Raw genomic sequence first — 22,823 nt, forward strand, 5'->3', positions numbered from 1 at the left:
TCCCCGCCCTCCGGACTTTCAGAAAGCCAACACAGCATGCGCAACTATCCGACGATCCAGGATATTCACGACGCAAGAGAGCGGGTGAAGCCGCATATCCGCCACACCCCGCTGCTGCGGGCGGACAAGATCGAGAAGAAGCTGGGCTGCGAGCTTTACCTCAAGCCGGAAACCCTGCAGGTCACAGGCGCCTTCAAGATCCGGGGCGCCCTGAACAAGGTTCTGTCTCTGCCACGGGAGGAAACCGCGAAGGGCCTCATCTCCAGTTCATCGGGCAACCATGCCCAGGCGCTGGCCTATGTGGCAAAGATGCTGGGCGTGAAGGTGGTGCTGGTTCTGCCGGTCACCACTCCCAAGCTGAAGGTCACCAACACTGAGGCTCTGGGCGCTGAAGTCATCCTGTTTGACGGGGACAATGCCTCCCGCTGGAAGCAGGTCTACGACATCGCGGAGCGTAACAATTACACTGTCGTACACGGCTTCGAGGATCCGCTGGTGATGGCCGGCCAGGGGACAATGGCCTGCGAAATCCTTGAGGATCTGCCGGATGTCAGCACGGTCATCGTGCCGGTGGGTGGCGGCGGTCTCATCTCGGGCGTGGCGACCGCATTCAAGGAACTCAAGCCTTCGGTGCGCGTCATCGGTGCCGAGCCCGCCCTGACCCCGAAGTATTACCACAGCCGCCTGAACGGTGAGCCCACCTCCCTGCCGCTTCTGGACACCATCGCAGACGGCCTGCGGATCAGCGTTCCGGGCCGCAACCCCTATCCCATCATAGAGAAATACGTCGACGAGATCGTCCTCGTCGAAGACGCGCACATCGTCGAGGGCATGCAGGTGCTGGCAAGGGATGCAAAACTGATTGCAGAACCCGCTGCCTCCATCGGCATCGGCGCCCTGCTCGCCGGATCTATCAGCCTGGCGCCGGGTGAAAAGGTCTGCGCCATCCTCACCGGCGGCAACTGGGATCTGAGCAGCCTCGCGGACGTCTACAACAGGCTCTGACCCTTGAGACTGGCCACGGCTGACCGGGCTGCAAATGCGGCGCAGGGGATGCGCTGCAGCTGAATACCAAGACGTGATGCAACGCCCCCTAAAACCCTGATAGAATTGTGGCTGGCCCGGGCTTCGGGCGCCGCATTTTTTGAAGGATCCTCATGGCATTGGCTGGCAGGGAGACAGAGGCAGCCAGGAGCGGCTGGACGAAGCCGAGGCGGTTCGACCGCAATCTGATCGTGATTGGCGCAGGGGCCGCCGGGCTGGTGTCTTCCTATATTGCGGCAGCGGCAAAGGCGAAGGTCACGCTTGTTGAGGCACACAAGATGGGGGGCGATTGCCTCAACTTCGGCTGCGTCCCCTCGAAGGCGCTGATCCGGAGCGCAAAAGCCGCGCATCAGATGCGCCACGCAGACCGCTACGGCCTTGAAGCGGTGGAGCCCAAGGTGCCCTTTGCCCGCGTGATGGAACGCGTGCACCAGGTGATTGCCGCAATCGAGCCCCATGACAGCATCGAGCGCTACACCGGCCTCGGCGTCGAGGTGCTGCAGGGCTATGCAAGGCTTGTGGATCCCTGGACGGTCGAGATCGCCCTGAACGGCGGCGGAAGACAGCGGCTGACCACGCGTGCCATCATCCTTGCCACCGGTGCGCAGCCCTTCGTGCCGCCCATCCCCGGCCTGGACAAGACGGGCTATCTCACCTCCGACACCCTGTGGGAGAATCTGCGCGGAAGGGAGGAAGCACCAAAGCGCCTTGCCGTTCTGGGCGGTGGACCGGTCGGCTGCGAGCTGGCCCAAAGCTTTGCCCGGCTCGGTTCTGCCGTAACGCAGATCGAAATGGCGCCCCGCCTGATGATGCGCGAGGACGAGGATGCAGGCGCCCTCGTCACGGCATCGCTGGAAGCCGATGGCGTGACGGTTCTGACCGGCCACAGGGCAGCCGCCTGCGGCGTGGCGGACACCGGGGAGAAATGGATCGAGGTGGAGCACGCCGGCGGCGCAAGGCGCATCATCTTTGATGAGTTGATCGTCGCCGTGGGCCGTGCCCCCCGCCTCAAGGGCTTCGGGCTGGAAGAGCTCGGCATCAGGGCGGAAAGGGTTGTGGAGACCAATGAATACCTCCAGACGCTCCACCCCAGCATTCTGGCGGCAGGTGACGTAGCGGGCCCTTATCAGTTCACCCATGTGGCCGGGCATCAGGCCTGGTTTGCGGCCATCAACGCCCTGTTTGGTGATTTCAAGCGCCTCAAGGCCGATTACAGCATCATCCCCCGGGCGACCTTCACCGATCCGGAAGTGGCCCGGGTGGGTCTGTCCGAAGCAGAGGCAAAGGCGCAGAACATTCCCTATGAAGTGACGCGTTACGGGCTTGATGATCTTGACCGCGCCATTGCTGACGGCTCGGCCCATGGCTTCGTCAAGGTGTTGGCGGTGCCCGGCAAGGACAGGATCCTCGGCGTCACCATTGCCGGGGAGCATGCCGGTGACCTGCTGGCGGAATTCGTCTTTGCAATGAAGCACGGGCATGGCCTCGGCAAGATCCTCGGCACGATCCATATCTATCCAACGCTGGCGGAGGCCGGCAAGATGGCGGCGGGCCAGTGGCGGCGCAATCATGTCAACGGCTTCCTGCTGTCCCTTCTGGAACGCTTCCACACCTGGAGGCGCGGATGATCGACGCCCGGCTTCTGCCCCTGCAACGCGCTGCCCTGCAGCCTCTGGCCGGTTTTCTCGCCCGCCGGGGCGTCAGCGCAGACAGGCTCAGCATCACCGGTTTCCTCGCCGGGCTAGGCGCATTTGCCGCGCTCTGCTTCGGCCAGTGGCTGACGGCGCTGCTGCTCATCCTGCTGAACCGCCTGCTCGACGGGCTGGACGGAGCCGTGGCCCGCATTCACGGCCCCACGGACCGGGGCGCCTATCTCGATATTGCGCTGGATATGGTCTTCTATGCGCTGGTCCCGCTCGGCTTTGCCATTCAGGCACCGCAGGACCATGCCCTGCCCGCTGCCGTGCTGATTGTATCCTTCGTTGGCACCGGCTCGTCTTTTCTGGCCTTCTCGGCCGTTGCGGCAAAGCTCGGGCGCAAGGCGCCGGAGTTCCCCACCAAAGGCATCTACTATGCCGGGGGCCTTGCCGAGGGCTTCGAGACAATCGCCGTCTTTGCCGCCATGTGCCTGTTTCCCGGCCATTTTGCCGTGATCGCCTATGGCTTTGCCGCCCTCTGCGGCCTCACCACGCTCATCCGCTGGCGGCAGGGCTGGGTTGCCTTCTCTCAACCCGGACAATGATGCAAAGAGCATCCGCCGGGGGCTGGCAGACGGCGCCGATCAAGCCATAGTGACCACACGGACGGATGGCTTTGCGCAATATTGCGGGCCAAGGATATTCGCGCAGACAGGGAACCATGAGCGAACCCCGCACAGACACGCAGCAGCCGCCCGCGCAGCGCAGCCCATGGCGCTTCGCACCTGCCGTGCTGGTTGTGGCGGGCCTTGTGACCGGCTATGCGCTCGGGCTGCAGGACTATCTGAGCCTTGACTATCTTGCCGGGCAGCGGGCGGCGCTCAGAGCCTATGTGGAGGCCCATATGCTGTGGTCTGCCGCCCTGTTCCTGACGGTCTATATTCTCGCCGTCGCCTTTTCCTTTCCCGCGGCATCGATCCTGACCGTGTTCGGCGGTTTTCTTTTTGGCTGGCTGGCGGGGGGCGCGCTGGTCTCCGCCGGCGCAACGATTGGCGCCTCGCTTCTCTTCCTCGCAGCACGTTCGGCCTTCGGCGGCTTCCTGCGCCACAGGGTCAAAGGCGTCCTGAAGACGCTGGCAGACGGCTTCCGGGAAAATGCCTTCGGCTATCTTTTCGCCATCCGTCTTGCCCCGGTCTTCCCGTTCTTCATGGTCAACATAGCCGCCGCCCTTTTCGACATCAGCCTTGGCCGCTTCGTGGCGGCGACGTTTTTCGGGATTCTGCCCGGCACCTTCGCCTATGCCTATCTCGGGCAGGGCGTGGACAGCGTGCTTGTGGCCGCAAAGGCATCCGGCCGTGAGGCGCAACTCTCCGATCTGGTGACGCGTGACATTACCCTCGCCTTTTTCCTGCTGGCCGCATTTGCCCTTCTTCCCACACTGGTGAAGCTGATCCGTAAACAAAAAGCGGCACAAAGCTGAGCCGAAAATGAATGGTCTGACCGCCTTGGCCACACGGGAGCCCTGGATGCCCGACGCAGCACCCGAACCCGCCCCGATTGTGCTTCTCGGCGGCGGCCATGCCCATGTCGAGGTTGTCCGCCATCTGGGCGGCATGCGCCTGTCCCGCCCGGTCACGCTCGTGTCTCCGGCCCGCCACACGCCCTATTCCGGCATGCTGCCCGGCTATGCCGCCGGAGAGTACCGCTTCGAGGAGTTCCATATTGATCTGGCGGCCCTGTGCGGGCGCTGCGGTGTGACGTTCCTTGAAACCGCTGCTACCGGCATCGATCCCACCGCAAGGACGGTGACGCTCGCAGATGGCAGCACTCTTGGCTACAGCCTGCTGTCCATCGACACAGGCTCAACGCCCCAGCTCCCGCAAGGCCTGTCCGGCGGCATACCGGTGAAGCCGATTTCAAGCTTCACACAGGCGCTGGCGCAGCTGGACGCGCTGGCCGCGAGCACTGAAGCGCCGCTGCGGATCGCCGTGGTTGGCCAGGGGGTGGCAGGCGTTGAACTGGCCTTTTCCCTGCAGCAGCGCTTCGCCCATCGCGGGGTGCAGATCGCACTGGCCGGACGCTCGCACCGCCCTTTGCCGGACCGCAGCAAACTTGCACGGCGGATGGTGGAACGAGAGCTGCACAGGGCCGGGATCAGCCATCATGCGGATTTTGATGCCATTGCCTTTTCGGATGGCCGGCTGACGGCGCGCGACGGCAGGCAGCTTGCAGCCGATGAGGTGGTCTGGGCCACCTCCAGCGGAGCACCTGGCTGGCTGCAGGGCAGCGGCCTTGCCCTCGATGCGGCCGGTTTCATCCGTGTGGACGCCACGCTGCGGTCTGTCTCTCATCAGGATGTCTTTGCTGCCGGAGATGTGGCCTCCCTGCCCGACCCGAGGTCAAAGGCCGGGGTCTTTGCCGTCCGGCAGGGGCCGGTACTGGCGCAGAACATCCACCACAGTCTCACGGGCGCAGCGCTGAAGCCCTACCGCCCCCAGCGCGCCTGGCTCGCACTCATCTCCCTTCCGGGCGGGCGGGCGATTGCCGACAAATGGGGCCTTGCCGTATGCGGCCGCTGGGTCCGGCGCTGGAAGCATCACACCGACACGCGCTTCCTCCGGCGCTATCAAACGCCCCGGACTGAATAGGCGCTTGCAAGCCAGCGGACCGGCGCAAGCGTCAGAAGCACGAACATTCAGAAATACGAAATAATCAATTCAATTGATTATTTCAAATCTGATTGACGAGAATCAAAGAAACCCCAAGCCCGGTTGGTCTAACTCGGGCTATGAACACCCGTGTCCCCCGGCCCGTCTTTTCCGTCCTGCTCGCCTGCCTGCTGGTGGCCGTGGCAGTGCTGACGGGTTTTGGCACGGGGGCAAAGGCAGGGGTGCCCCATAAGGGCCAAAGCGCCAAGGTCATCGAATTCGTCATCTGCACTGACGATGGCATGCGCATCGTCAGAATGGATGAGCACGGGCAGGTGCTGGACGAAGACGCGAGAACCAGCCACCCGGCGCCCTGCTGCGACGGCCAATGCCTCGGCTGCACCCTGTGTTCTTCTTCGTCAGGAAACATGCCTGCGGTCTTTTCCCTTCACGCCCCCGCCTCCAGCCAGCCCGCGCCCGCATGGGCCGCCGCGTTTGCACCCGGTCCGGTGCTGACGCGCGCCTCCCAGCGCGCACCGCCAAGGACAGGCCGATGACAGACTTGCGCTTCCGCACCTCCCCTGCGGCCCCTCCCTCGTTCGTCCGCACTTTGCTCGCCGGACTGCTGGCCGCCTTCCTGCTTCTGATCACACCGGCCGGGCCGGTGATGGCTCAACAGATCAAGGACAGCTCACAGCTTTCCCATTTCCTGCCCCAGGTCACCCCGGCCTCGCTGGTGGAAGGGGCAGATGCCTTTGGCCCTGTCCGGCCGGATCTTGCCGCCGCGCCCGTGCTGCGCGGAGGACAAACGATCGCCTATGCTTTCGTCACCTCCGACTTTGCCGGCACCACAGGCTATTCCGGCAAGCCCATCCACGTGATGGTGGCCATCGGCACCGACGGGCTGCTGAAGGGGGTGAAGCTTCTCAAGCATTCCGAGCCCATCGTCCTGGTCGGCATTCCCGAAGCGCGGATGGTGGAGCTGATCGAGGGCTACAAGGGCCTCGACATCGCAAAGGAAGCCGCATCCGGCGGCTCCAGCCACGACCTCAAGATCATTTCCGGCGCCACGGTCACGGTGATGGTGATCGACGATTCCGTCGTGCGCGCCAGCATCAAGGTGGCGCGCAGCCTCAGCCTCGGCGGGCTTTCCACGGAGGCCCCCGCCGCAGGCCCGCTGCGTGTCATCGATCCGGAAGCCAAAGCCGCTGACGACTGGCTGACGCAAACAGGAGACGGCACCCTCCGCCGCCTGTCGCTGGACGTGGGGCAGGTCAATGCCGCCTTTGCCGCCCTTCCAGACCAGCGCGCTGCAGAGCGCCCGGAGGAAGGCCCGGCGGATGCCACCTTCATCGACCTCTATGCCACGCTCGTCAGCATTCCCGGCATTGGCGAAAGCCTGCTGGAGCCCGGCGAAAAGGCCGCCATCGATGCCTGGCTGAAGCCGGGGGACAGCGCGCTGCTGCTGGCCGCCAGAGGCCGCTATTCCTTCAAGGGCTCGGGCTATGTGCGCGGCGGCATCTTCGACCGGGTGCATCTCATCCAGGGCGACATGTCCGTCCGCTTCCGCGACAGAGACCACAAGCGTGCAGGCCCGCTGGCTCTTGCCGGGGCGCCGGAGCTGAGCGAACGCGACATCTTCCGCATTCCGGCAGGCTCCGGCTTCAACCCGGCCGAGCCCTTCCGCATCCAGCTTCTGGTCCAGCGCAACGTGGGACCGATCGAGAAGCTGTTCACCACCTTTGATCTCGGCTGGCAGCCCACGGCGGCCTTCGTCAGGACGATCACCCCCGCTCCGGCGGAAAGCCCGGAAGCGTCAACACCCGTGGCCGCAGACACGCCTCAGGCCGGGATTGATGACGAAGCCAGTGCAAAGGCGCAGCTGTGGCAGCGCATCTGGCGTGGCAAGACGCTGGAAATCGCCGGCGTCACCATCATGCTGGCGGTGCTGACCTTTGCCTTCTTCTTCCAGACCTTCCTCACCCGGTCGGCACGGCTGACCCACTGGTTCCGGATGGGTTTTCTCACCGTGACGCTGGTGTTCCTCGGCTGGTACGCCAATGCGCAGCTGTCGGTGGTCAACATCTTCGCGCTGGCCACATCGGTGAAGTCCGGCTTCACCTGGGAAGCGTTCCTGCTCGATCCGCTGACCTTCATCCTGTGGTTCTCGGTGGCCGCAGCGCTGATCTTCTGGGGCCGGGGCGCCTATTGCGGCTGGCTGTGCCCCTTCGGCGCGCTGCAGGAGCTGACCAACCGCATCGCCCGCGCCTTCCGCGTGCCGCAGATCACCCTGCCCTGGGGCCTGCACGAGCGGCTGTGGGCGGTGAAATACATCGTCTTCCTCGGCTTGTTCGGCGTTTCCCTCGCCTCGCTGGAGCAGGCCGAGCATCTGGCCGAAATCGAGCCGTTCAAGACCGCCATCGTGCTGAAATTCGCACGCGGCTGGCCCTTCGTCCTCTATGCCGGCACGCTGCTGGTGGCCGGGCTGTTCGTCGAGCGTTTCTACTGCCGCTACCTGTGCCCGCTGGGCGCCGCCCTCGCCATTCCGGCCCGTGTCCGGATGTTCGACTGGCTGAAGCGCTACCACGAGTGCGGCAACCCCTGCCAGACCTGCGCCAACACCTGCCCGGTGCAGGCCATTCACCCGACCGGTGAGATCAACCCCAATGAATGCGTCAACTGCATGAATTGCCAGGTGCTCTACCAGTCCGAAACGAGATGCCCCGTCGTCATGCGCAAGCTGAAGCGGCGGGCAGCGGCCGGCACGGGCGAACGCCCGGCCCCGTCCGAGGGCCACAAGCCCGTGATCAACACGCCAAGCCAGCAAAAAGGACAAGCACATGTCTGATACGAATGAAACCGGCGGCCTCACACGCCGCCAGCTGATGGGCGCCACCGTCGCAGGCGGCGCGGCCTTGGGATCGGTGGCGGTAGGGGGCATTGCCCTGACGGCCGGCGGCACCGGCGCGCTGCTGACCAGCACCGGCGAAGCGGCAGCCGCCTCCGGAAGCAGCAGCGGCGCGGCCTCCGGCCATGTCGGCCCGGGCGAGCTCGATGAATATTACGGCTTCTGGTCCTCCGGCCAGACGGGCGAGCTGCGCATTCTGGGCATTCCGTCCATGCGCGAGCTGATCCGCGTGCCGGTGTTCAACCGCTGCTCGGCCACCGGCTGGGGCCAGACGAACGAGTCGCTCAAGGTCCTGACCGAGAACATGAGCGAGAAGACGAAGAAGTTCCTCGCCGCCAACGGCAAGAAGATCCACGACAACGGCGACCTGCACCACGTCCACATGTCCTTCACCGAGGGCAAGTATGACGGCCGCTTCCTGTTCATGAACGACAAGGCCAACACCCGCGTTGCCCGCGTGCGCTGCGACGTGATGCGGGCCGACAAGATCATCGAAATCCCCAATGCCAAGGCCATTCACGGCCTGCGCCCGCAGAAGTGGCCGCGCACCAACTATGTCTTCTGCAATGGCGAAGACGAGGGCCCGATGGTCAACGATGGCAAGATCCTCGATGATCCGTCCCAGTACGTGAACTTCTACACCGCCATCAACGCGGACGACATGACCATCGCCTGGCAGGTGATGGTGACCGGCAACCTCGACAACACCGATGCCGATTATGACGGCAAATACGCCTTCTCGACCTCCTACAACTCCGAAATGGGCACCACTCTGGCGGAAATGACCGCCTCCGACCGTGACCATGTGGTGGTGTTCAATCTGGCTGAGATCGAAAAGGGCATCGCTGCCGGTGACTATACCGAGCTGAACGGCGTCAAGGTCATCGACGGCCGCAAGGGCAAGAACAAGAAGTACACCCGCTACATCCCGATCCCGAACAATCCGCATGGCTGCAACATGGCCCCGGACAAGATCCACCTGTGCATCGGCGGCAAGCTGTCTCCGACCGTGTCGGTGATCGATGTGCGCAAGCTGGACGCCCTGTTCGAGACGGATGCCGATCCGCGCTCGGCGGTGGTGGCCGAACCGGAACTGGGCCTCGGGCCGCTCCACACCGCCTTCGACGGCAAGGGCAACGCCTATACGACGCTCTTCCTCGACAGCCAGGTGGTCTACTGGAACATCGAAAAGGCGGTCCGTGCCTTTGCCGGCGAGAAGGTTGACCCGATCATCTCCAAGACGGATGTGCACTACCAGCCGGGCCACAATTCCACCACCATGGGCGAGACCCTGGAGGCGGACGGCAAGTACTTCATGTCGATGAACAAGTTCTCCAAGGACCGCTACATCAACGTGGGGCCGCTGAAGCCGGAAAACGAGCAGCTCTTTGCCATCGATGGCGACAAGCTGACGCTGCTTCATGACGGGCCGACCTTCGCCGAACCGCATGACTCCATCGTCGTGCACCGCTCCGTGGTGAACCCGGTGCATGTGTGGGACCGCAACGACCCCTTCTGGGAAGATGCCCGCAAGCAGGCCGAGGCCGATGGCGTGGACATCGACTACGCCGCCGACGTGATCCGCGACGGCAACAAGGTGCGCGTCTACATGCACTCGGTTGCCCCGGCCTTCAGCCTGGAAAGCTTCACCGTGAAGGAAGGCGATGAGGTGACCGTCTATGTGACCAACATGGACGACATCGAGGATCTGACCCACGGCTTCTGCATGGGCGACCATGGCGTGGCCATGGAAGTGGCGCCGCAGGCGACCGCATCGGTGACCTTCACCGCCGCCAAGCCGGGTGTCTACTGGTACTACTGCCAGTGGTTCTGCCATGCGCTGCACATGGAAATGCGCGGCCGCATGTTCGTCGAACCGAAGGAAGCCTGAGATGCGGCGCGTCCCGGCACTCCTCCTGCTGGCGTTTTGTCTTGGTGGCGCCCTTCCGGCGGCAGCGGAAACGCGGCAGGTTGCGCCTGTGCCGGGCGCGCTGGCACAAGCAATCGCCGGGGCAAGCCCCGGCGATATCCTCGTGCTGGAGCCGGGAGACCATCCCGGCCCTGTCACGCTGGACTTCCCCCTGACGCTGCAAGGCAAGCCCGGCGCCCGCCTGACCGGCGATGGCACCGGCAACACGGTCACCATCACCGGCCCAGATGTGACGGTCACAGGCCTTGCCATCAGTGGCTCGGGCGATGATGCAACCGCAATCAGCAGCGGCATTTTCGTGGCCAGAACCGCCAGAAACGCCCGGATCGCGAACAATCATCTGACGGGCAACCTGCACGGCATCACCCTGCATGGCGCGGCGGACAGCCTTGTCACCGGCAACCGGATCGACGGTCGGCAGAGCGGGCGCGTCAATGACCGGGGCAACGGCATCTATGTCTGGAATGCACCGGGCACAATCGTGGAAGGCAATGACATCCGCTGGGGGCGGGACGGCATCTTCGCCAATGCCTCGAAGCAGAACGTCTTCCGCAACAACCGCATGCGGGATCTGCGCTTTGCGGTCCACTACATGTACACCAACAACAGCGAAATCTCGGGCAATGTCTCCATCGGAAACACGCTCGGCTTTGCGCTGATGTTCTCCAACAGGATCACGGTGACGGACAACCAGTCGCTGGCCGACCGGCGCCACGGGTTGATGCTGAACTATGCCAACAATGCGGTGGTCTCCGGCAATCTGGTGCGCGGCGGACGGGCCGAGAAATGCACCTTCATCTACAACGCCCACAAGAACCGCATCTCCGGCAACCGCTTTGAAGGCTGCGAGACAGGCATCCACTTCACCGCCGGATCGGAGCGCAACGTCATCACCGGCAATGCCTTCATCGGCAACCGCAATCAGGTGAAATATGTCGGCACGCGGCATGTGGAATGGAGCGAGGCGGGACGGGGCAACTACTGGTCCGACCACACCGCCTTTGACCTCAACGGCGACGGCATCGCCGACAGCGTGTTCCGCCCCAATGACCTGATGGATCATATCCTCTGGTCCCAGCCTGCCGCCAAGCTGCTGCTCGGCTCCCCGGCGGTGCAGCTGGTGCGCTGGAGCCAGGAATCCTTTCCCGCCATCCTGCCCGGCGGTGTCACCGACAGTGCGCCGCTGACCCGGCCCTTTTCCATTCCCGTTAGCACAGAAGACGCCGCGCTCGAACAGCGCGCGCTTGAAGCCGCAAGCCAGAGACAGCAAGCCGATGACGATCCTGAAGATCTCGCAGCTCACTAAGACCTTCGGGTCCCTGACCGCCCTTGCCGCCGCCGGCCTCGGCGTGGCGCGGGGCGAGCGGGTGGCCCTGATCGGCCACAATGGCGCGGGCAAATCGACCCTGATGAAGATCGTGCTCGGGCTGCTGCCTGCAGACAGCGGCACGGTGACGGTCAATGGCCACCGCCCCGGCAGCCAGGAGGCGCGGGAAGTGACGGCCTATCTGCCGGAGAATGCCGCCTTTCATCCGGCCTTGACCGGGCGCGAGCAGATCAGCCTCTATCTGCGCCTGCGCGGTGAGCCGGCCGCCAAGGCCCCTGCCCTGCTGGAGCGGGTGGGGCTGGCGCAGGCGATGAACCGGCGCATCGGCACCTATTCCAAGGGCATGCGCCAGCGTGTCGGTCTGGCACAGGCGCTGATCGGGCGGCCGCAGCTGATGGTGCTGGACGAGCCGACCAGCGGACTTGACCCGCTGTCACGGCAGGAGTTCTACGCCATCCTAGACGAGCTGGCACGGGAAGGCACGGCCATCCTCCACTCCTCCCACGCCCTGACCGAAGTCGAAGCGCGGACGGACCGGATCGCCATCCTCTCGCAAGGGCGGCTGATGGCCCATGACACGCTGTCGGCCCTGCGGCTCTCCGCCCGCCTGCCCTTGCGCTTCCACCTCACCCTTGCGCCCGGCCAGCGGGACGCGGTCACGGCTGCGCTGGCTGCAAGGCTGGCGGAGGGGGAGATGACCGCCGCAGCCGTGAGCGGCGGCGCGCGGCTCGATCTGGCCTGCGCGCCGGATCGCAAGCTCCCGGTGCTGCGGGCTGTGACGGAACTGGGCGCGCTTGTCGAGGATGTCGAGATCATCCCGCCCAGCCTTGAGGACATCTACACGCATTTCAGCAAGAGGAGCGAAGGATGAGCCGCCTTCTCGCCGCCGCTTCGGCGGAATTCCGCATCGCCCTGCGCAACCGCTGGGTCGCGGTCGCCATGGCCATCATGGTGCTCTTTGCCGCTGTTCTCTCGGCGGCAGGCTCCGCCCCGATGGGAGAGCTGGGCGCGGACAGGCTCAGCGTCACCGTCGCCAGCCTCACCTCGCTCGGCGTCTATCTGGTGCCGCTGATCGCCCTGCTCATGTCCTTTGATGCCATTGCCGGAGAGGTGGAGCGCGGCACGCTGGCCCTGGTGCTCGCCTATCCGGTCAAGCGCTGGCAGCTGGTGGCAGGCAAGTTCGCCGCCCATCTCGTCATCCTCGCGCTCGCCGTCGTTGCGGGCTACGGCATCGCCGCCGCCATGGCCTTTTCCGGCGGGGCGGACGCCGTGAGAGGCCTTCCCGCCCTGTGGCGGCTGACATGGACATCGCTGCTGCTGGGCGCAGTGTTCCTCGGCGCCGGTTACACGGTGTCCGCACTGGCCCGGCGGCCCGGTACGGCGGCCTCGCTGGTCGTCGCCCTGTGGCTCGTCATGATCGTGCTCTACGATCTGGCACTGCTGGCCGGTGTTGCCGCAGATGGCGGCGGCTATTTCACCACCCGCATCTTCCCGCTGGCGCTGCTGGCAAACCCCGCCGATGCCTTCCGGCTGTTCAACCTCGCAGCATCCGAGGCCACCGCCGCCGCCTCCGGCATCAGCGGCGCAGCCGACGCCATTCCAGCCGTTCAACCGCTCCTCTCCCTCGTGCTCTGGGCCTTCGCCGCCTTTGCCGCGGCCATCGCCGCCTTCCGGAGGATCACTCCATGACCCGCCAGACATGTTCCCGCCCGCGCCTGCAGTTTGCCCTTCTGCCGCTCGCCCTGCTTCTGGCGGCCTGCCAGCCGGAGGCGGCCACCCAGCGGCCGGAGCCGGTGGCGATGACGGCCGCCTCGCTCGGCCATTATTGCCAGATGAACCTGCTGGAGCACCCCGGCCCCAAGGCGCAGGTGCATCTGGCGGGCATGGACGGTAAGCCGCTGTTCTTCAGTCAGGTGCGCGATGCCATCGCCTATCAGCGCATGCCCGAGCAGAGTGGCGTCATCACCGCCATCTATGTGAGCGACATGGGCAAGGCGGAAAGCTGGGACAAGCCGGGCGCCGACAACTGGATCGCCGCTGATGCCGCCGTCTATGTCACCGGCGCCACGGTGCAAGGCGGCATGGGAGCGCCGGAACTGGTACCCTTTTCCAGCCGCGAGAAGGCCGAAGCCTTTGCCGCCGGGCATGGCGGGCAACTGGTGACGCTCAAGGATATCCCGGACGAAGAAATTCTGGCGCCGGTAGAATTTGCGACGGACGCGGACGGCAACTTCCTGCCGCCGGAAAATGCAACGCTGAACTGAAGGAGACGGGATCATGACCGCCCTGTCACGCCGCCGCTTTCTCACCATCTCCGCCAGCGCTGTCTCCGCTGCCGCCCTTGCGGCACATCCGGCGCTGGCCGCAGCCTCGCCCGTGCCGGTCAGCACCTGGCGCGGCACAGCGCTTGGCAGCGCCGCCCGCATCACGCTGGCCCATCCGCAGGCAGACAGCCTGTTCGCGGGCATCGAGGCGGAACTGAACCGGCTGGAGAACATCTTCAGCCTCTACCGGCCCGGCAGCGCCCTTTCCCGCCTCAACCGCGACGGCGAATTGGCGGATCCCGCACCGGAACTGCTGGAATGCCTGAGCATTGCCGGCGCGGTGTGGCGGGCAACGGACGGTGCCTTCGATCCCACGGTGCAGCCGCTCTGGGCCGCCTATGCGCAAGCCTCGGTTGAAGGCAGGACACCGGATGCAGACGAACTGGCAGGGCGCCTTGCCCTCACGGGCTGGCCGCTGGTGGAGTTGGAGGCAGATGCCATCCGCCTGACCCGCAAGGGCGCGGGCCTCACCCTCAACGGCATCGCCCAGGGCTATATCGCAGACCGGATTGCGGCATGGCTGAGCGGTGAAGGCCTCACGGACATTTTGATTGATACCGGCGAGATCCGCGCACTCGGCGGACAGCCCAGCGGCGGGGACTGGGACGTGACGCTGGCAGGCGGGCGGGGATCGCACAGGCTGCGGGACAGGGCGCTGGCAACCTCCGCACCGCTGGGCACCACCTTTGATCAGGCTGGCACCACGGGGCATATCCTTGATCCGCGCAGCGGCCTGCCCGCCCGGCAGGGCTGGACGCAGGTCAGCGTCACCACCCCGGCAGCGGCCCTCGCCGACGCGCTCTCCACCGCCTTCTGCCTGATGACACGGCAGGAGATTGATGCCGCGCTGGCGGCCGTGCCGCAGGCGAGCCTCGTCAACCTGAGCTGACGCGGCTCAGCCCGGCAACGCCGAGCGGTCTTCACACACGGCATCGGCGGGCTAACCGGATCAGTCCTGATTGCCTTCGGCCTCAGGCCGGCTCCAGGGCGGCGCCACTGAGCTGCGCTTCGCCAGAGACGGACAGAACCCAACTCACCACCGCCTCAACCTCGCAGGGCAGCCGCGTGGCAAGGCCTTCGGCGAAGGCTTCAAAGGCGGGCAGGTTGAGCCCGTTGATGCCGGCGACGACCGTCCGGCCGGCCGCCAGATGCCCGGCGATGAGATCTCGGAAGCCCCTGCCCTCCCCTTCCTGCCTGCCGAACTTGTTGAGCAGGAAGGCCCCGGCTGGCCCTTCGGCACATGAAAGCTGCACCTGCATCACCGCCTCTTCCAGCGCTGCCGGGTCCAGCCGGCAGCCACGCGAGTGGCGGCCCAACTTTTGCGAGATGCAGATCTGCGGCCCATCGGGCAGCACCAGCAGGCCGGTTTCGCACGGATGGCCAGCCTCCGCAGCGGACGGCAGGGCCACCGTTCCGGCAAGCCTCACCCCAGCTGCTTTGAGGCGGACAGAGGCTTCCAGCAGGACCGGGTCAACGGACCCGGCTTCCTCTGCGAGGATATAGGCGAGCGGGAAATGGGTCATGCCTCCTCCATGGCAATGCCTTCGATCCGCGCCGCGCTGACAAGCTGCGCAACGAGATCGCGCGAGGCCCGCGCCCAGGCCGCCCGCTCCAGCGCTTCTGCGATGACAGGCTGGACCGTGGCAAAGGGCAGAGGCTGGCCAGCCGCATGGGCATGCACCTTGATGATGTGAAAGCCGAAACGGCTCGCCACCGGCTCCCGCGACAGACCGCCCTCGGGCACAGCTGCCAGCGCTGCCTCGAATTCCGGCACCATCTGGCCGGTGGCGATCTGACCAAGGGCGCCGCCCGCCTCACGCGAACCGCAATCGCTTTCGCTCCGCGCCAGGACAGCGAAGGCCTCCGGCTCGCGCTCCAGCCGGGCGAGGATCTGCCCGGCCCGGTCTTCCGCCGCCGCCCGCGCCTTGGCGCCGGAGGGAGCGGCGGCACACAGGATATGCGAGGCATCCCAGAGATCCGGCGAGCGGTAACGCTCCGGATGCGCCTGCCATTCGGCCATCACTTCGGCTTCGGATGGCGGCGTCACATCCAGCGCCATGTCGAGAAGGGCGCGGATGCGGGCCTCTTCCTCCGTTTCGCGGCGGGCACCGCCAAGGTCCTGCGGCTCGGCGGCAACGCCGCGCCGCAGGGCTTCGTCCAGCAGCAGCTGGCGGATGGCGAGCGCCCTTGCAGCAGCGCGCCAGGCATCTCCCGGACGCCCTGAGGCGGCCGGATGGTTCTGCGCTTCAGCCGCAATGCGGCTGGCAGGAATGACGGTTCCGTTGACCGTGATGACGGGGGCGGCAACGCTGGCCATGGTCACTCTCCCGGCACATGGGCGGACTGGCGGCGCGAGCGCACCACCTGATAACCCGGCCGCCACAGGTAGCGCACCGGCGCGGACAGCATGTGCACAAGACGGGTGAAGGGGAAGAGCAGGAAGATGGTCAGCCCCAGCGCCAGATGCAGCTTGAAGATCCAGTTCACATCCGAAATATGCGCCGCAGCATTCGCCTCGAAGGTGAAGATGCCCTGTGCCCAGGCCATGAACTTCGTCATCTCGTGCCCGTCCAGATGCTGTAGCGAGACGAAGATGGTGCCAAGCCCCAGCAGCAGCTGGGCCATGAGCAGGATCAGGATGCCCGTGTCAGCAAAGCTGGAATTGGCGGCGATGCGCGGGTCCATCAGCCGCCGGTGCAGCAGCATCAGGCCACCCGCAAGCGCCATGACACCAGCCACACCACCGGCCACCACGGCCAGGATCTGCTTGGCACCGTGGCTGATGCCGAGCGCATCAAAGATCCAGATCGGCGTCAGCAGGCCGAAGAGATGGCCGAAGAAGATGACCAGCACGCCCACATGGAACAGCACCGAGCCGATGACCAGCTGCCTGCGGCGCAGAAGCTGGCTGGACGAGCTTTTCCAGGTGAAGGGATCGCGCTCATAGCGGGCGATGCAGCCGATGGCGAGCACCGACAGGGCGATATAGGGATAGATGCCAAAGACAAAATTGTGCATGTGAGCCTCCATCATCCGGCAGCGCCAGCCGCTGCGGGCCGGGCCGGTTGATCCATACGGGAGAGCATGCCGCGGACCTGCGGACAGCCTGCATTGGGATCCGGGCCGAAGGTGACCTGCGTTTCCTCCCAGACCGCATCAAGGGCTGCGAGATCCTGCGGGTCATCCTCGGGCGCCGCCATCAACGCCTCGACGGCGCCTTCCGCTGCGGCCGTGCCGGACAGGGCCTCAAGCGCTGCAAACACGGCGGCATAGGGGCTTTCGCGGCCCGACAGGCGGCGTTGCAGCACCCCCAGGATCGGAGCGGCATCGGTGAGGATGCCCCGTGCTTCCGCAGCAGGCTGGGCCGCGAGAAACTCCAGCAGCACCGGCAGGTGATCGGGCAGTTCGCCCGTCACCGGCTCGAAGCCGCCAGCCCGGTAGGTCTCCAGCAGATCCACCATGGCGCTGCCCCGGTCGCGGCTTTCGCCGTGCACATGCTCGAACAGGTTCAGCGACAGGCTGCGGCTGCGGTCGAAGAGCCCGACATAGATCTCCTGCAGATCGTAGATGTCACCCTCTGCCAGTCCGCCGCACAGGGCAGAAAGCTCGCGCCGGGCCAAGGCGGTGAGGCGGCTGTCTGCCACCAGTACCGCTGTGATCTCGGGCATTGCGGCCTGAAGTTCCGTGGAGGGATAGGTCAGGAGCAGCGAGAGGGCTTTCAGGGAACGGTCCATCATTGCACCTCCTCCGGCATGCGCAGCGGCCGCTTGGACGCGCCGAAGAGCGAGGTCTTGGAGATACCCGTTGAGCAGCCATTGCCATCGGTGAAGCCGCAGCCGCCCTTGAGGTCATAGGCCTCTTCCACCTGTTCGCGGTGGGTGGTGGGGATGACGAAACGGTCCTCGTAATCGGCAATGGCCATGATCTTGTACATGTCCTCGATCATGGCGGCGGAGAGGCCCACCTTTTCCGCGATGCCCTCATCGATGATGCCGTCGATGGTCTTGGCCCGCATGTAGGCACGCATGGCCAGCATCCGCTCCAGTGCCTGCACCACCGGCGCCTCGTCGCCCGCCGTCAGCATGTTGGCGAGGTAGCGCACGGGGATGCGCAGCGAGCGCACGTCCGGCATTTCGCCATCCGTGCCGATCTTGCCGGCCTGGGCGGCGTTCTGGATCGGCGAGAGCGGCGGGATGTACCAGACCATCGGCAGGGTGCGGTATTCCGGATGGAGCGGGAAGGCCACCTTCCAGTCCATCGCCATCTTCCACACCGGGCTTTCCTGCGCAGCCTTGATCCAGTCCTCCGGAATGCCCGCCTTGCGCGCTTCGGCGATCACTGCAGGGTCATTGGGATCAAGGAAGACGCCGAGCTGGGCATCGTAGAGATCCTGCTCGTTCTCCACGGAAGCTGCTTCAAGGATGCGGTCCGCGTCATAGAGCATCACGCCGATGTAGCGGATGCGGCCGACGCAGGTTTCCGAGCAGATGGTCGGATTGCCGCTTTCGATGCGCGGATAGCACAGGGTGCACTTCTCCGACTTACCGGTGGACCAGTTGTAATAGACCTTTTTGTATGGGCAGCCGGAGACGCACATGCGCCAGCCCCGGCACTTTTCCTGATCGATCAGGACGATGCCGTCTTCCTCACGCTTGTAGATCGCGCCCGAGGGGCACGAGGCTGCACAGGCCGGATTGAGGCAATGCTCGCACAGGCGCGGCAGATACATCATGAAGGTGTTCTCGTACTCGCCGTAGATCTCCTTCTGCACGCCCTCGAAATTGTAGTCCTTGCTGCGCTTGGAGAATTCGCCGCCGAGGATTTCCTCCCAATTCGGCCCCTTCTCGATCTTCTCCATCCGCTCGCCGGTGATCTTCGAACGCGGGCGGGCGGTGGGGAAGGCCTTCATTTCCGGCGCGGACTTCAGGTGGTCGTAGTCGAAGTCGAAGGGCTCGTAATAGTCATCGATCTCCGGCAGGTCCGGGTTGGCGAAGATATTGGCGAGGATGCGCCACTTCGCCCCCTGCTTGGGCTGCAGCTTGCCTGAGCGGCTGCGGGTCCAGCCGCCGTTCCAGCGCTTCTGGTTTTCCCAGTCGGTCGGATAACCGGTGCCGGGCTTGGTTTCCACGTTGTTGAACCAGGCGTATTCGACGCCATCGCGGGTGGTCCAGACGTTCTTGCAGGTGACGGAACAGGTGTGGCACCCGATGCACTTGTCGAGGTTCAGCACCATGCCGATTTGAGCGCGAATTTTCATTCCGCAGCCTCCTTGTGGATGGCGGTTGCGCTGGCGGGTTCGTCAAGCCAGTCGACCTTGTTCATCTTGCGGACGATGACGAACTCGTCCCGGTTCGAGCCGACGGTGCCGTAGTAGTTGAAGCCGTAGCTCTGCTGGGCGTAGCCGCCGATCATGTGGGTGGGCTTGAGCGTGGCGCGGGTGACCGAGTTATGGATGCCGCCGCGCAGGCCGGTCTTCTCCGAACCCGGCGTGTTCACGATCTTCTCCTGGGCATGATACATGAAGAGCGTGCCGTCCTTCATGCGCTGGGAGACAACCGCACGGGCCGTCAGCGCCCCGTTCGAGTTGTAGACCTCGACCCAGTCATTGTCGGCGATGCCCGCCTTCTTCGCATCCCGCTCCGACAGCCAGACCACCGGGCCGCCGCGGTTCAGCGTCAGCATCAGGAGGTTGTCGGAATAGGTGGAGTGGATGCCCCACTTCTGATGCGGCGTGATGAAGTTCAGCACGATATGCGGGCGGCCATCGCGGGCGCTGTCATTCACCTCCGGGGTGATGGTCTTAAGGTCCACCGGCGGCCGGTACTGGCAGAATCCCTCGCCGAAGGCGCGCATCCACAGGTGATCCTGATAGAGCTGCTGACGGCCGGTCAGCGTGCGCCAGGGGATCAGCTCATGCACGTTGGTATAGCCGGCGTTGTAGCAGACCTCCTCGCTCTCGATGCCCGACCAGGTGGGCGAGGAGATGATCTTGCGCGGCTGGGCGGCGATGTCGCGGAAGCGGATCTTCTCGTCTTCCTTCTTTGCCGCCAGATGCGCATGCTCACGGCCCGTGGCCTTGGACAGGGCGTCCCAGGCCTTCACGGCCACTTCGCCATTGGTCTCCGGCGCCAGCATCAGGATCACCTCGCAGGCGTCGATGGCGGTGTCGATGCGGGCAAGGCCCTTGGCCGTGCCGTCCCGGTGCTCGCCGTTCAGCGCCTTGAGGTGATGCACCTCTTGCCTGGTATCCCAGGCAATGCCCTTGCCGCCGTTGCCCACCTTTTCCATGAGGGGGCCAAGGGCGGTGAAACGGTCGTGGATGGCGGTGTAGTCGCGCTCGACAGTGATATAGGCCGGAGCCGTCCTGCCGGGGATGAGATCACATTCGCCCTTCTTCCAGTCCCGCACATCGGTCTGGGCAAGTTCCGACGCCGTGTCATGCAGCAGCGGCAGGGCCACCACATCGGTTTCCTTGCCGAGAACCTCCGGCGCGACCTCCTGGAACTTCTTGGCGATGGACTTGAAGATTTCCCAGTCGGAACGGCTTTCATAGGCCGGATCCACCGCCGCCTGCAGCGGATGGATGAAGGGGTGCATGTCCGAGGTATTGAGATCATCCTTCTCGTACCAGGAGGCCGTCGGCAGCACGATGTCGGAATAGACCGCCGTCGTCGACATGCGGAAGTCGATGCAGACAAGAAGGTCGAGCTTGCCCTTTGGCGCCTCGCCGTGCCAGACGGCTTCCACCGGCTTGACGCCGCCTTCCTCCCCCAAATCCTTGCCGAGCACGCCGTGATCGGTGCCCAGAAGGTGCTTGAGGAAATACTCGTGCCCTTTGCCGCTGGAGCCCAGCAGGTTCGAGCGCCAGACGAAGAGGTTGCGCGGCCAGTTTTCCGGGGCATCCGGGTCCTCGCAGGACATCTGCAGCGAGCCGTCCTTGAGGCCGCGCGCCACATAGTCCTTCGCTTCCATGCCTTCGGCCATCGCAGCACGGCCCACCTCCAGCGGGTTCTGCTTCAGCTGCGGGGCAGACGGCAGCCAGCCCATCCGCTCAGCGCGGATGTTGTAGTCGATGAGGCTGACGTTCCAGTCACCGTCAGGCGCCGTGGGCGAGAGGATTTCGGAGGCGGTCACCGTCTCGTAGCGCCACTGGTCCGTATGAGCATACCAGGCGGAAGTGGAGTTCATGTGGCGCGGCGGGCGGGCCCAGTCGAGCGCGAAGGCAAGCGGTGCCCAGCCGGTCTGCGGACGCAGCTTCTCCTGCCCCACATAATGCGACCAGCCGCCGCCGGACTGGCCAACGCAACCGCACATCACCAGCATGTTGATGATGCCGCGGTAGTTCATGTCCATGTGGTACCAGTGATTGAGACCGGCCCCGAGAATGACCATGGACTTGCCACGGGTCTTCTCCGCGTTGCGGGCAAACTCCCGCGCCACATGGATGATCTTGTCGCGCGGCACACCGGTGATTCGCTCGGCCCAGGCCGGTGTACAGGGCATGTCCTCGTCATAGGAGGAGGTTGCCCAGCTGCCGCCAAGGCCACGGTCGAGGCTGTAGTTGGCGCAGAACAGGTCGAACACCGTCGCCACCAGCGCCTCGCCATCCGCCAGCTTCAGCCGCTTGACCGGGATCGCGCGGGTCAGCACATCCGGATGCTGGCAGACCTCGAAAGGCCCGCTGGCCTTGCCGCCGAAATAGGGGAAGTCGACGCTGACCACATCATCCTGATCCTCTTCCAGCACGAAGGACAGGCGCAGGTCCGTGTCTTCGCCTTGGGCCCGCTCCTCGAGGTTCCAGACGCCCGTTTCGCCCCAGCGGAAGCCGATGGAGCCGTTGGGCACGACCATCCGGCCGGACTTGCGGTCATAGGCGACCGTCTTCCAGTCCGGATTATTGGTCTCGCCCAGCTTGCCGTCGAAGTCATCGGCGCGCAGGAACCGGCCGGGGATCAGCCGCCCGTCCTTTTCTTCCAGCCGCACCAGCATCGGCATGTCGGTGTATTTGCGGGCATAATCCTCGAAATACTCCGCCTGCCGGTCCAGATGGAACTCGCGCAGGATGACGTGGCCCATGGCCATGGCGAGCGCAGAATCCGTTCCCTGCTTGGGCGCAAGCCACACGTCACCGAACTTGGCCGCTTCCGAATAGTCCGGGCAGATGACCGCAGACTTCGCGCCGCGATAGCGGGCCTCCGTGTAGAAATGCGCATCCGGCGTGCGGGTCTGCGGCACGTTGGAGCCCCACAGCAGCAGGAAGCCGGCATTGTACCAGTCGGCCGATTCCGGCACGTCCGTCTGCTCGCCCCAGGTCATGGGGCTGGCGGGCGGCAGATCGCAGTACCAGTCATAGAAGGACATGCAGGTGCCGCCCAAAAGGCTCAGGTAGCGCGAGCCGGCGGCATAGCTGACCATGGACATGGCCGGGATCGGCGAGAAGCCGAAGATCCGGTCCGGGCCCCAGGTCTTTGCGGTATAGGCATTGGCGGCGGCGATGATCTCCGCCGCCTCGTCCCAGGAGGCGCGCACGAAACCGCCCTTGCCGCGCGTGGTGACATAGCTTGCCCGCAGCACCGGGTCCTGCTGCAGCCGCGTCCAGGCCGCAACGGGGCTCATGGTCTTGCGCAGCTCCCGCCAGGCACGCATCAGGCGGCCCCGGATCAGCGGGTTCTTCACCCGGTTGGCGGAATAGAGATACCAGCTGTAGGAAGCACCGCGCGCACAGCCGCGCGGCTCATGGTTCGGCAGATCCGGCCGGGTGCGGGGATAGTCGGTCTGCTGGGTTTCCCAAGTGACGATCCCGGACTTGACGTAGATCTTCCACGAGCAGGAGCCCGTGCAGTTGACCCCGTGGGTGGAGCGCACGACCTTGTCGTGGCGCCAGCGGTTCCGGTAGGTCTCTTCCCAGCTGCGGTCTTCGCGCGTCGTCTGGCCGTGGCCTTCCGAGAAGGTGTCCAACTGTCTGGACTGGAAGAAGTTCAATCGGTCGAGCAGATGGCTCATCT

General features: G+C 65.1%; 19 protein-coding genes. 13 read left to right on the forward strand and 6 right to left on the reverse strand.

What is annotated here, in order from left to right; translation table 11 throughout:
• Positions 1-36 precede the first annotated feature (36 nt).
• The 13 genes from H163_RS0117410 to H163_RS0117465 all read left to right on the forward strand — a co-directional run bounded on the left by H163_RS0117410 (position 37) and on the right by H163_RS0117465 (position 14,707).
• Positions 37-1,005 carry a threonine ammonia-lyase gene (locus H163_RS0117410; RefSeq protein ID WP_019965893.1) on the forward strand — a complete coding sequence of 323 codons (969 nt, stop codon included), beginning with the start codon at positions 37-39 and terminating at the stop codon, positions 1,003-1,005.
• Between the two features lie 152 nt (positions 1,006-1,157).
• Positions 1,158-2,672 carry a dihydrolipoyl dehydrogenase family protein gene (locus H163_RS0117415; RefSeq protein WP_019965894.1) on the forward strand — a complete coding sequence of 505 codons (1,515 nt, stop codon included), beginning with the start codon at positions 1,158-1,160 and terminating at the stop codon, positions 2,670-2,672.
• The gene (locus H163_RS0117420) at positions 2,669-3,286 is read left to right on the forward strand and encodes a CDP-alcohol phosphatidyltransferase family protein (protein ID WP_019965895.1); all 618 of its coding nucleotides are present in this window, start codon (positions 2,669-2,671) and stop codon (positions 3,284-3,286) included. Before H163_RS0117415 ends, H163_RS0117420 begins: the two co-directional genes overlap by 4 nt.
• 116 nt (positions 3,287-3,402) lie before the next feature.
• The gene (locus tag H163_RS0117425) at positions 3,403-4,161 is read left to right on the forward strand and encodes a TVP38/TMEM64 family protein (protein ID WP_019965896.1); all 759 of its coding nucleotides are present in this window, start codon (positions 3,403-3,405) and stop codon (positions 4,159-4,161) included.
• A gap of 46 nt (positions 4,162-4,207) precedes the next feature.
• The gene (locus H163_RS0117430; RefSeq protein WP_040679167.1) at positions 4,208-5,329 is read left to right on the forward strand and encodes an FAD-dependent oxidoreductase; all 1,122 of its coding nucleotides are present in this window, start codon (positions 4,208-4,210) and stop codon (positions 5,327-5,329) included.
• 140 nt (positions 5,330-5,469) lie between these two features.
• Positions 5,470-5,886: a DUF2946 family protein gene (locus H163_RS24460; RefSeq protein ID WP_040679153.1), complete on the forward strand. Its 417-nt coding sequence runs from the start codon at positions 5,470-5,472 to the stop codon at positions 5,884-5,886.
• On the forward strand, positions 5,883-8,177 hold the full coding sequence (locus H163_RS0117435) for a NosR/NirI family protein (protein ID WP_115336490.1): 2,295 nt from the start codon (positions 5,883-5,885) through the stop codon (positions 8,175-8,177). Before H163_RS24460 ends, H163_RS0117435 begins: the two co-directional genes overlap by 4 nt.
• Complete coding sequence (nosZ, locus tag H163_RS0117440; RefSeq protein WP_019965900.1) at positions 8,170-10,128, forward strand: TAT-dependent nitrous-oxide reductase; 1,959 nt, start codon at positions 8,170-8,172, stop codon at positions 10,126-10,128. Before H163_RS0117435 ends, nosZ begins: the two co-directional genes overlap by 8 nt.
• Before the next feature lies 1 nt (position 10,129).
• Positions 10,130-11,473 carry a nitrous oxide reductase family maturation protein NosD gene (locus H163_RS0117445; protein WP_019965901.1) on the forward strand — a complete coding sequence of 448 codons (1,344 nt, stop codon included), beginning with the start codon at positions 10,130-10,132 and terminating at the stop codon, positions 11,471-11,473.
• The gene (locus H163_RS0117450) at positions 11,442-12,365 is read left to right on the forward strand and encodes an ABC transporter ATP-binding protein (RefSeq protein WP_019965902.1); all 924 of its coding nucleotides are present in this window, start codon (positions 11,442-11,444) and stop codon (positions 12,363-12,365) included. Before H163_RS0117445 ends, H163_RS0117450 begins: the two co-directional genes overlap by 32 nt.
• Positions 12,362-13,183: an ABC transporter permease gene (locus H163_RS0117455; protein WP_019965903.1), complete on the forward strand. Its 822-nt coding sequence runs from the start codon at positions 12,362-12,364 to the stop codon at positions 13,181-13,183. Before H163_RS0117450 ends, H163_RS0117455 begins: the two co-directional genes overlap by 4 nt.
• Positions 13,180-13,758 carry a nitrous oxide reductase accessory protein NosL gene (locus H163_RS0117460; protein WP_019965904.1) on the forward strand — a complete coding sequence of 193 codons (579 nt, stop codon included), beginning with the start codon at positions 13,180-13,182 and terminating at the stop codon, positions 13,756-13,758. Before H163_RS0117455 ends, H163_RS0117460 begins: the two co-directional genes overlap by 4 nt.
• A 13-nt stretch (positions 13,759-13,771) precedes the next feature.
• Positions 13,772-14,707 carry an FAD:protein FMN transferase gene (locus tag H163_RS0117465; RefSeq protein WP_019965905.1) on the forward strand — a complete coding sequence of 312 codons (936 nt, stop codon included), beginning with the start codon at positions 13,772-13,774 and terminating at the stop codon, positions 14,705-14,707.
• An 82-nt stretch (positions 14,708-14,789) separates the two neighbouring features.
• On the opposite strand, the gene H163_RS0117470 is transcribed toward H163_RS0117465, so the two are convergent.
• From H163_RS0117470 to H163_RS0117495, 6 genes are read right to left on the reverse strand one after another with little or no spacing between them, the layout of a single operon-like run.
• Positions 14,790-15,341 (reverse strand): DUF2478 domain-containing protein, encoded by a 552-nt coding sequence (locus H163_RS0117470; protein WP_019965906.1) that lies wholly within the window; start codon positions 15,339-15,341, stop codon positions 14,790-14,792.
• Positions 15,338-16,135, reverse strand: a complete 798-nt coding sequence (locus tag H163_RS0117475; protein WP_019965907.1) for a peptidylprolyl isomerase — start codon at positions 16,133-16,135, stop codon at positions 15,338-15,340. Before H163_RS0117475 ends, H163_RS0117470 begins: the two co-directional genes overlap by 4 nt.
• A gap of 2 nt (positions 16,136-16,137) precedes the next feature.
• Positions 16,138-16,848 (reverse strand): respiratory nitrate reductase subunit gamma, encoded by a 711-nt coding sequence (gene narI, locus H163_RS0117480; protein ID WP_208975431.1) that lies wholly within the window; start codon positions 16,846-16,848, stop codon positions 16,138-16,140.
• The gene (gene narJ, locus H163_RS0117485) at positions 16,848-17,555 is read right to left on the reverse strand and encodes a nitrate reductase molybdenum cofactor assembly chaperone (protein WP_019965909.1); all 708 of its coding nucleotides are present in this window, start codon (positions 17,553-17,555) and stop codon (positions 16,848-16,850) included. Before narJ ends, narI begins: the two co-directional genes overlap by 1 nt.
• Entirely contained in the window at positions 17,552-19,075 is a 1,524-nt protein-coding gene (narH, locus tag H163_RS0117490) for a nitrate reductase subunit beta (RefSeq protein ID WP_026355996.1), read from the reverse strand. Before narH ends, narJ begins: the two co-directional genes overlap by 4 nt.
• Complete coding sequence (locus H163_RS0117495) at positions 19,072-22,821, reverse strand: nitrate reductase subunit alpha (RefSeq protein WP_026355997.1); 3,750 nt, start codon at positions 22,819-22,821, stop codon at positions 19,072-19,074. The genes narH and H163_RS0117495 overlap by 4 nt, the downstream gene beginning before the upstream one ends.
• Positions 22,822-22,823 lie beyond the last annotated feature (2 nt).

It is taken from the genome of Pannonibacter phragmitetus DSM 14782 (genome assembly GCF_000382365.1).
GTDB lineage: Bacteria > Pseudomonadota > Alphaproteobacteria > Rhizobiales > Stappiaceae > Pannonibacter > Pannonibacter phragmitetus.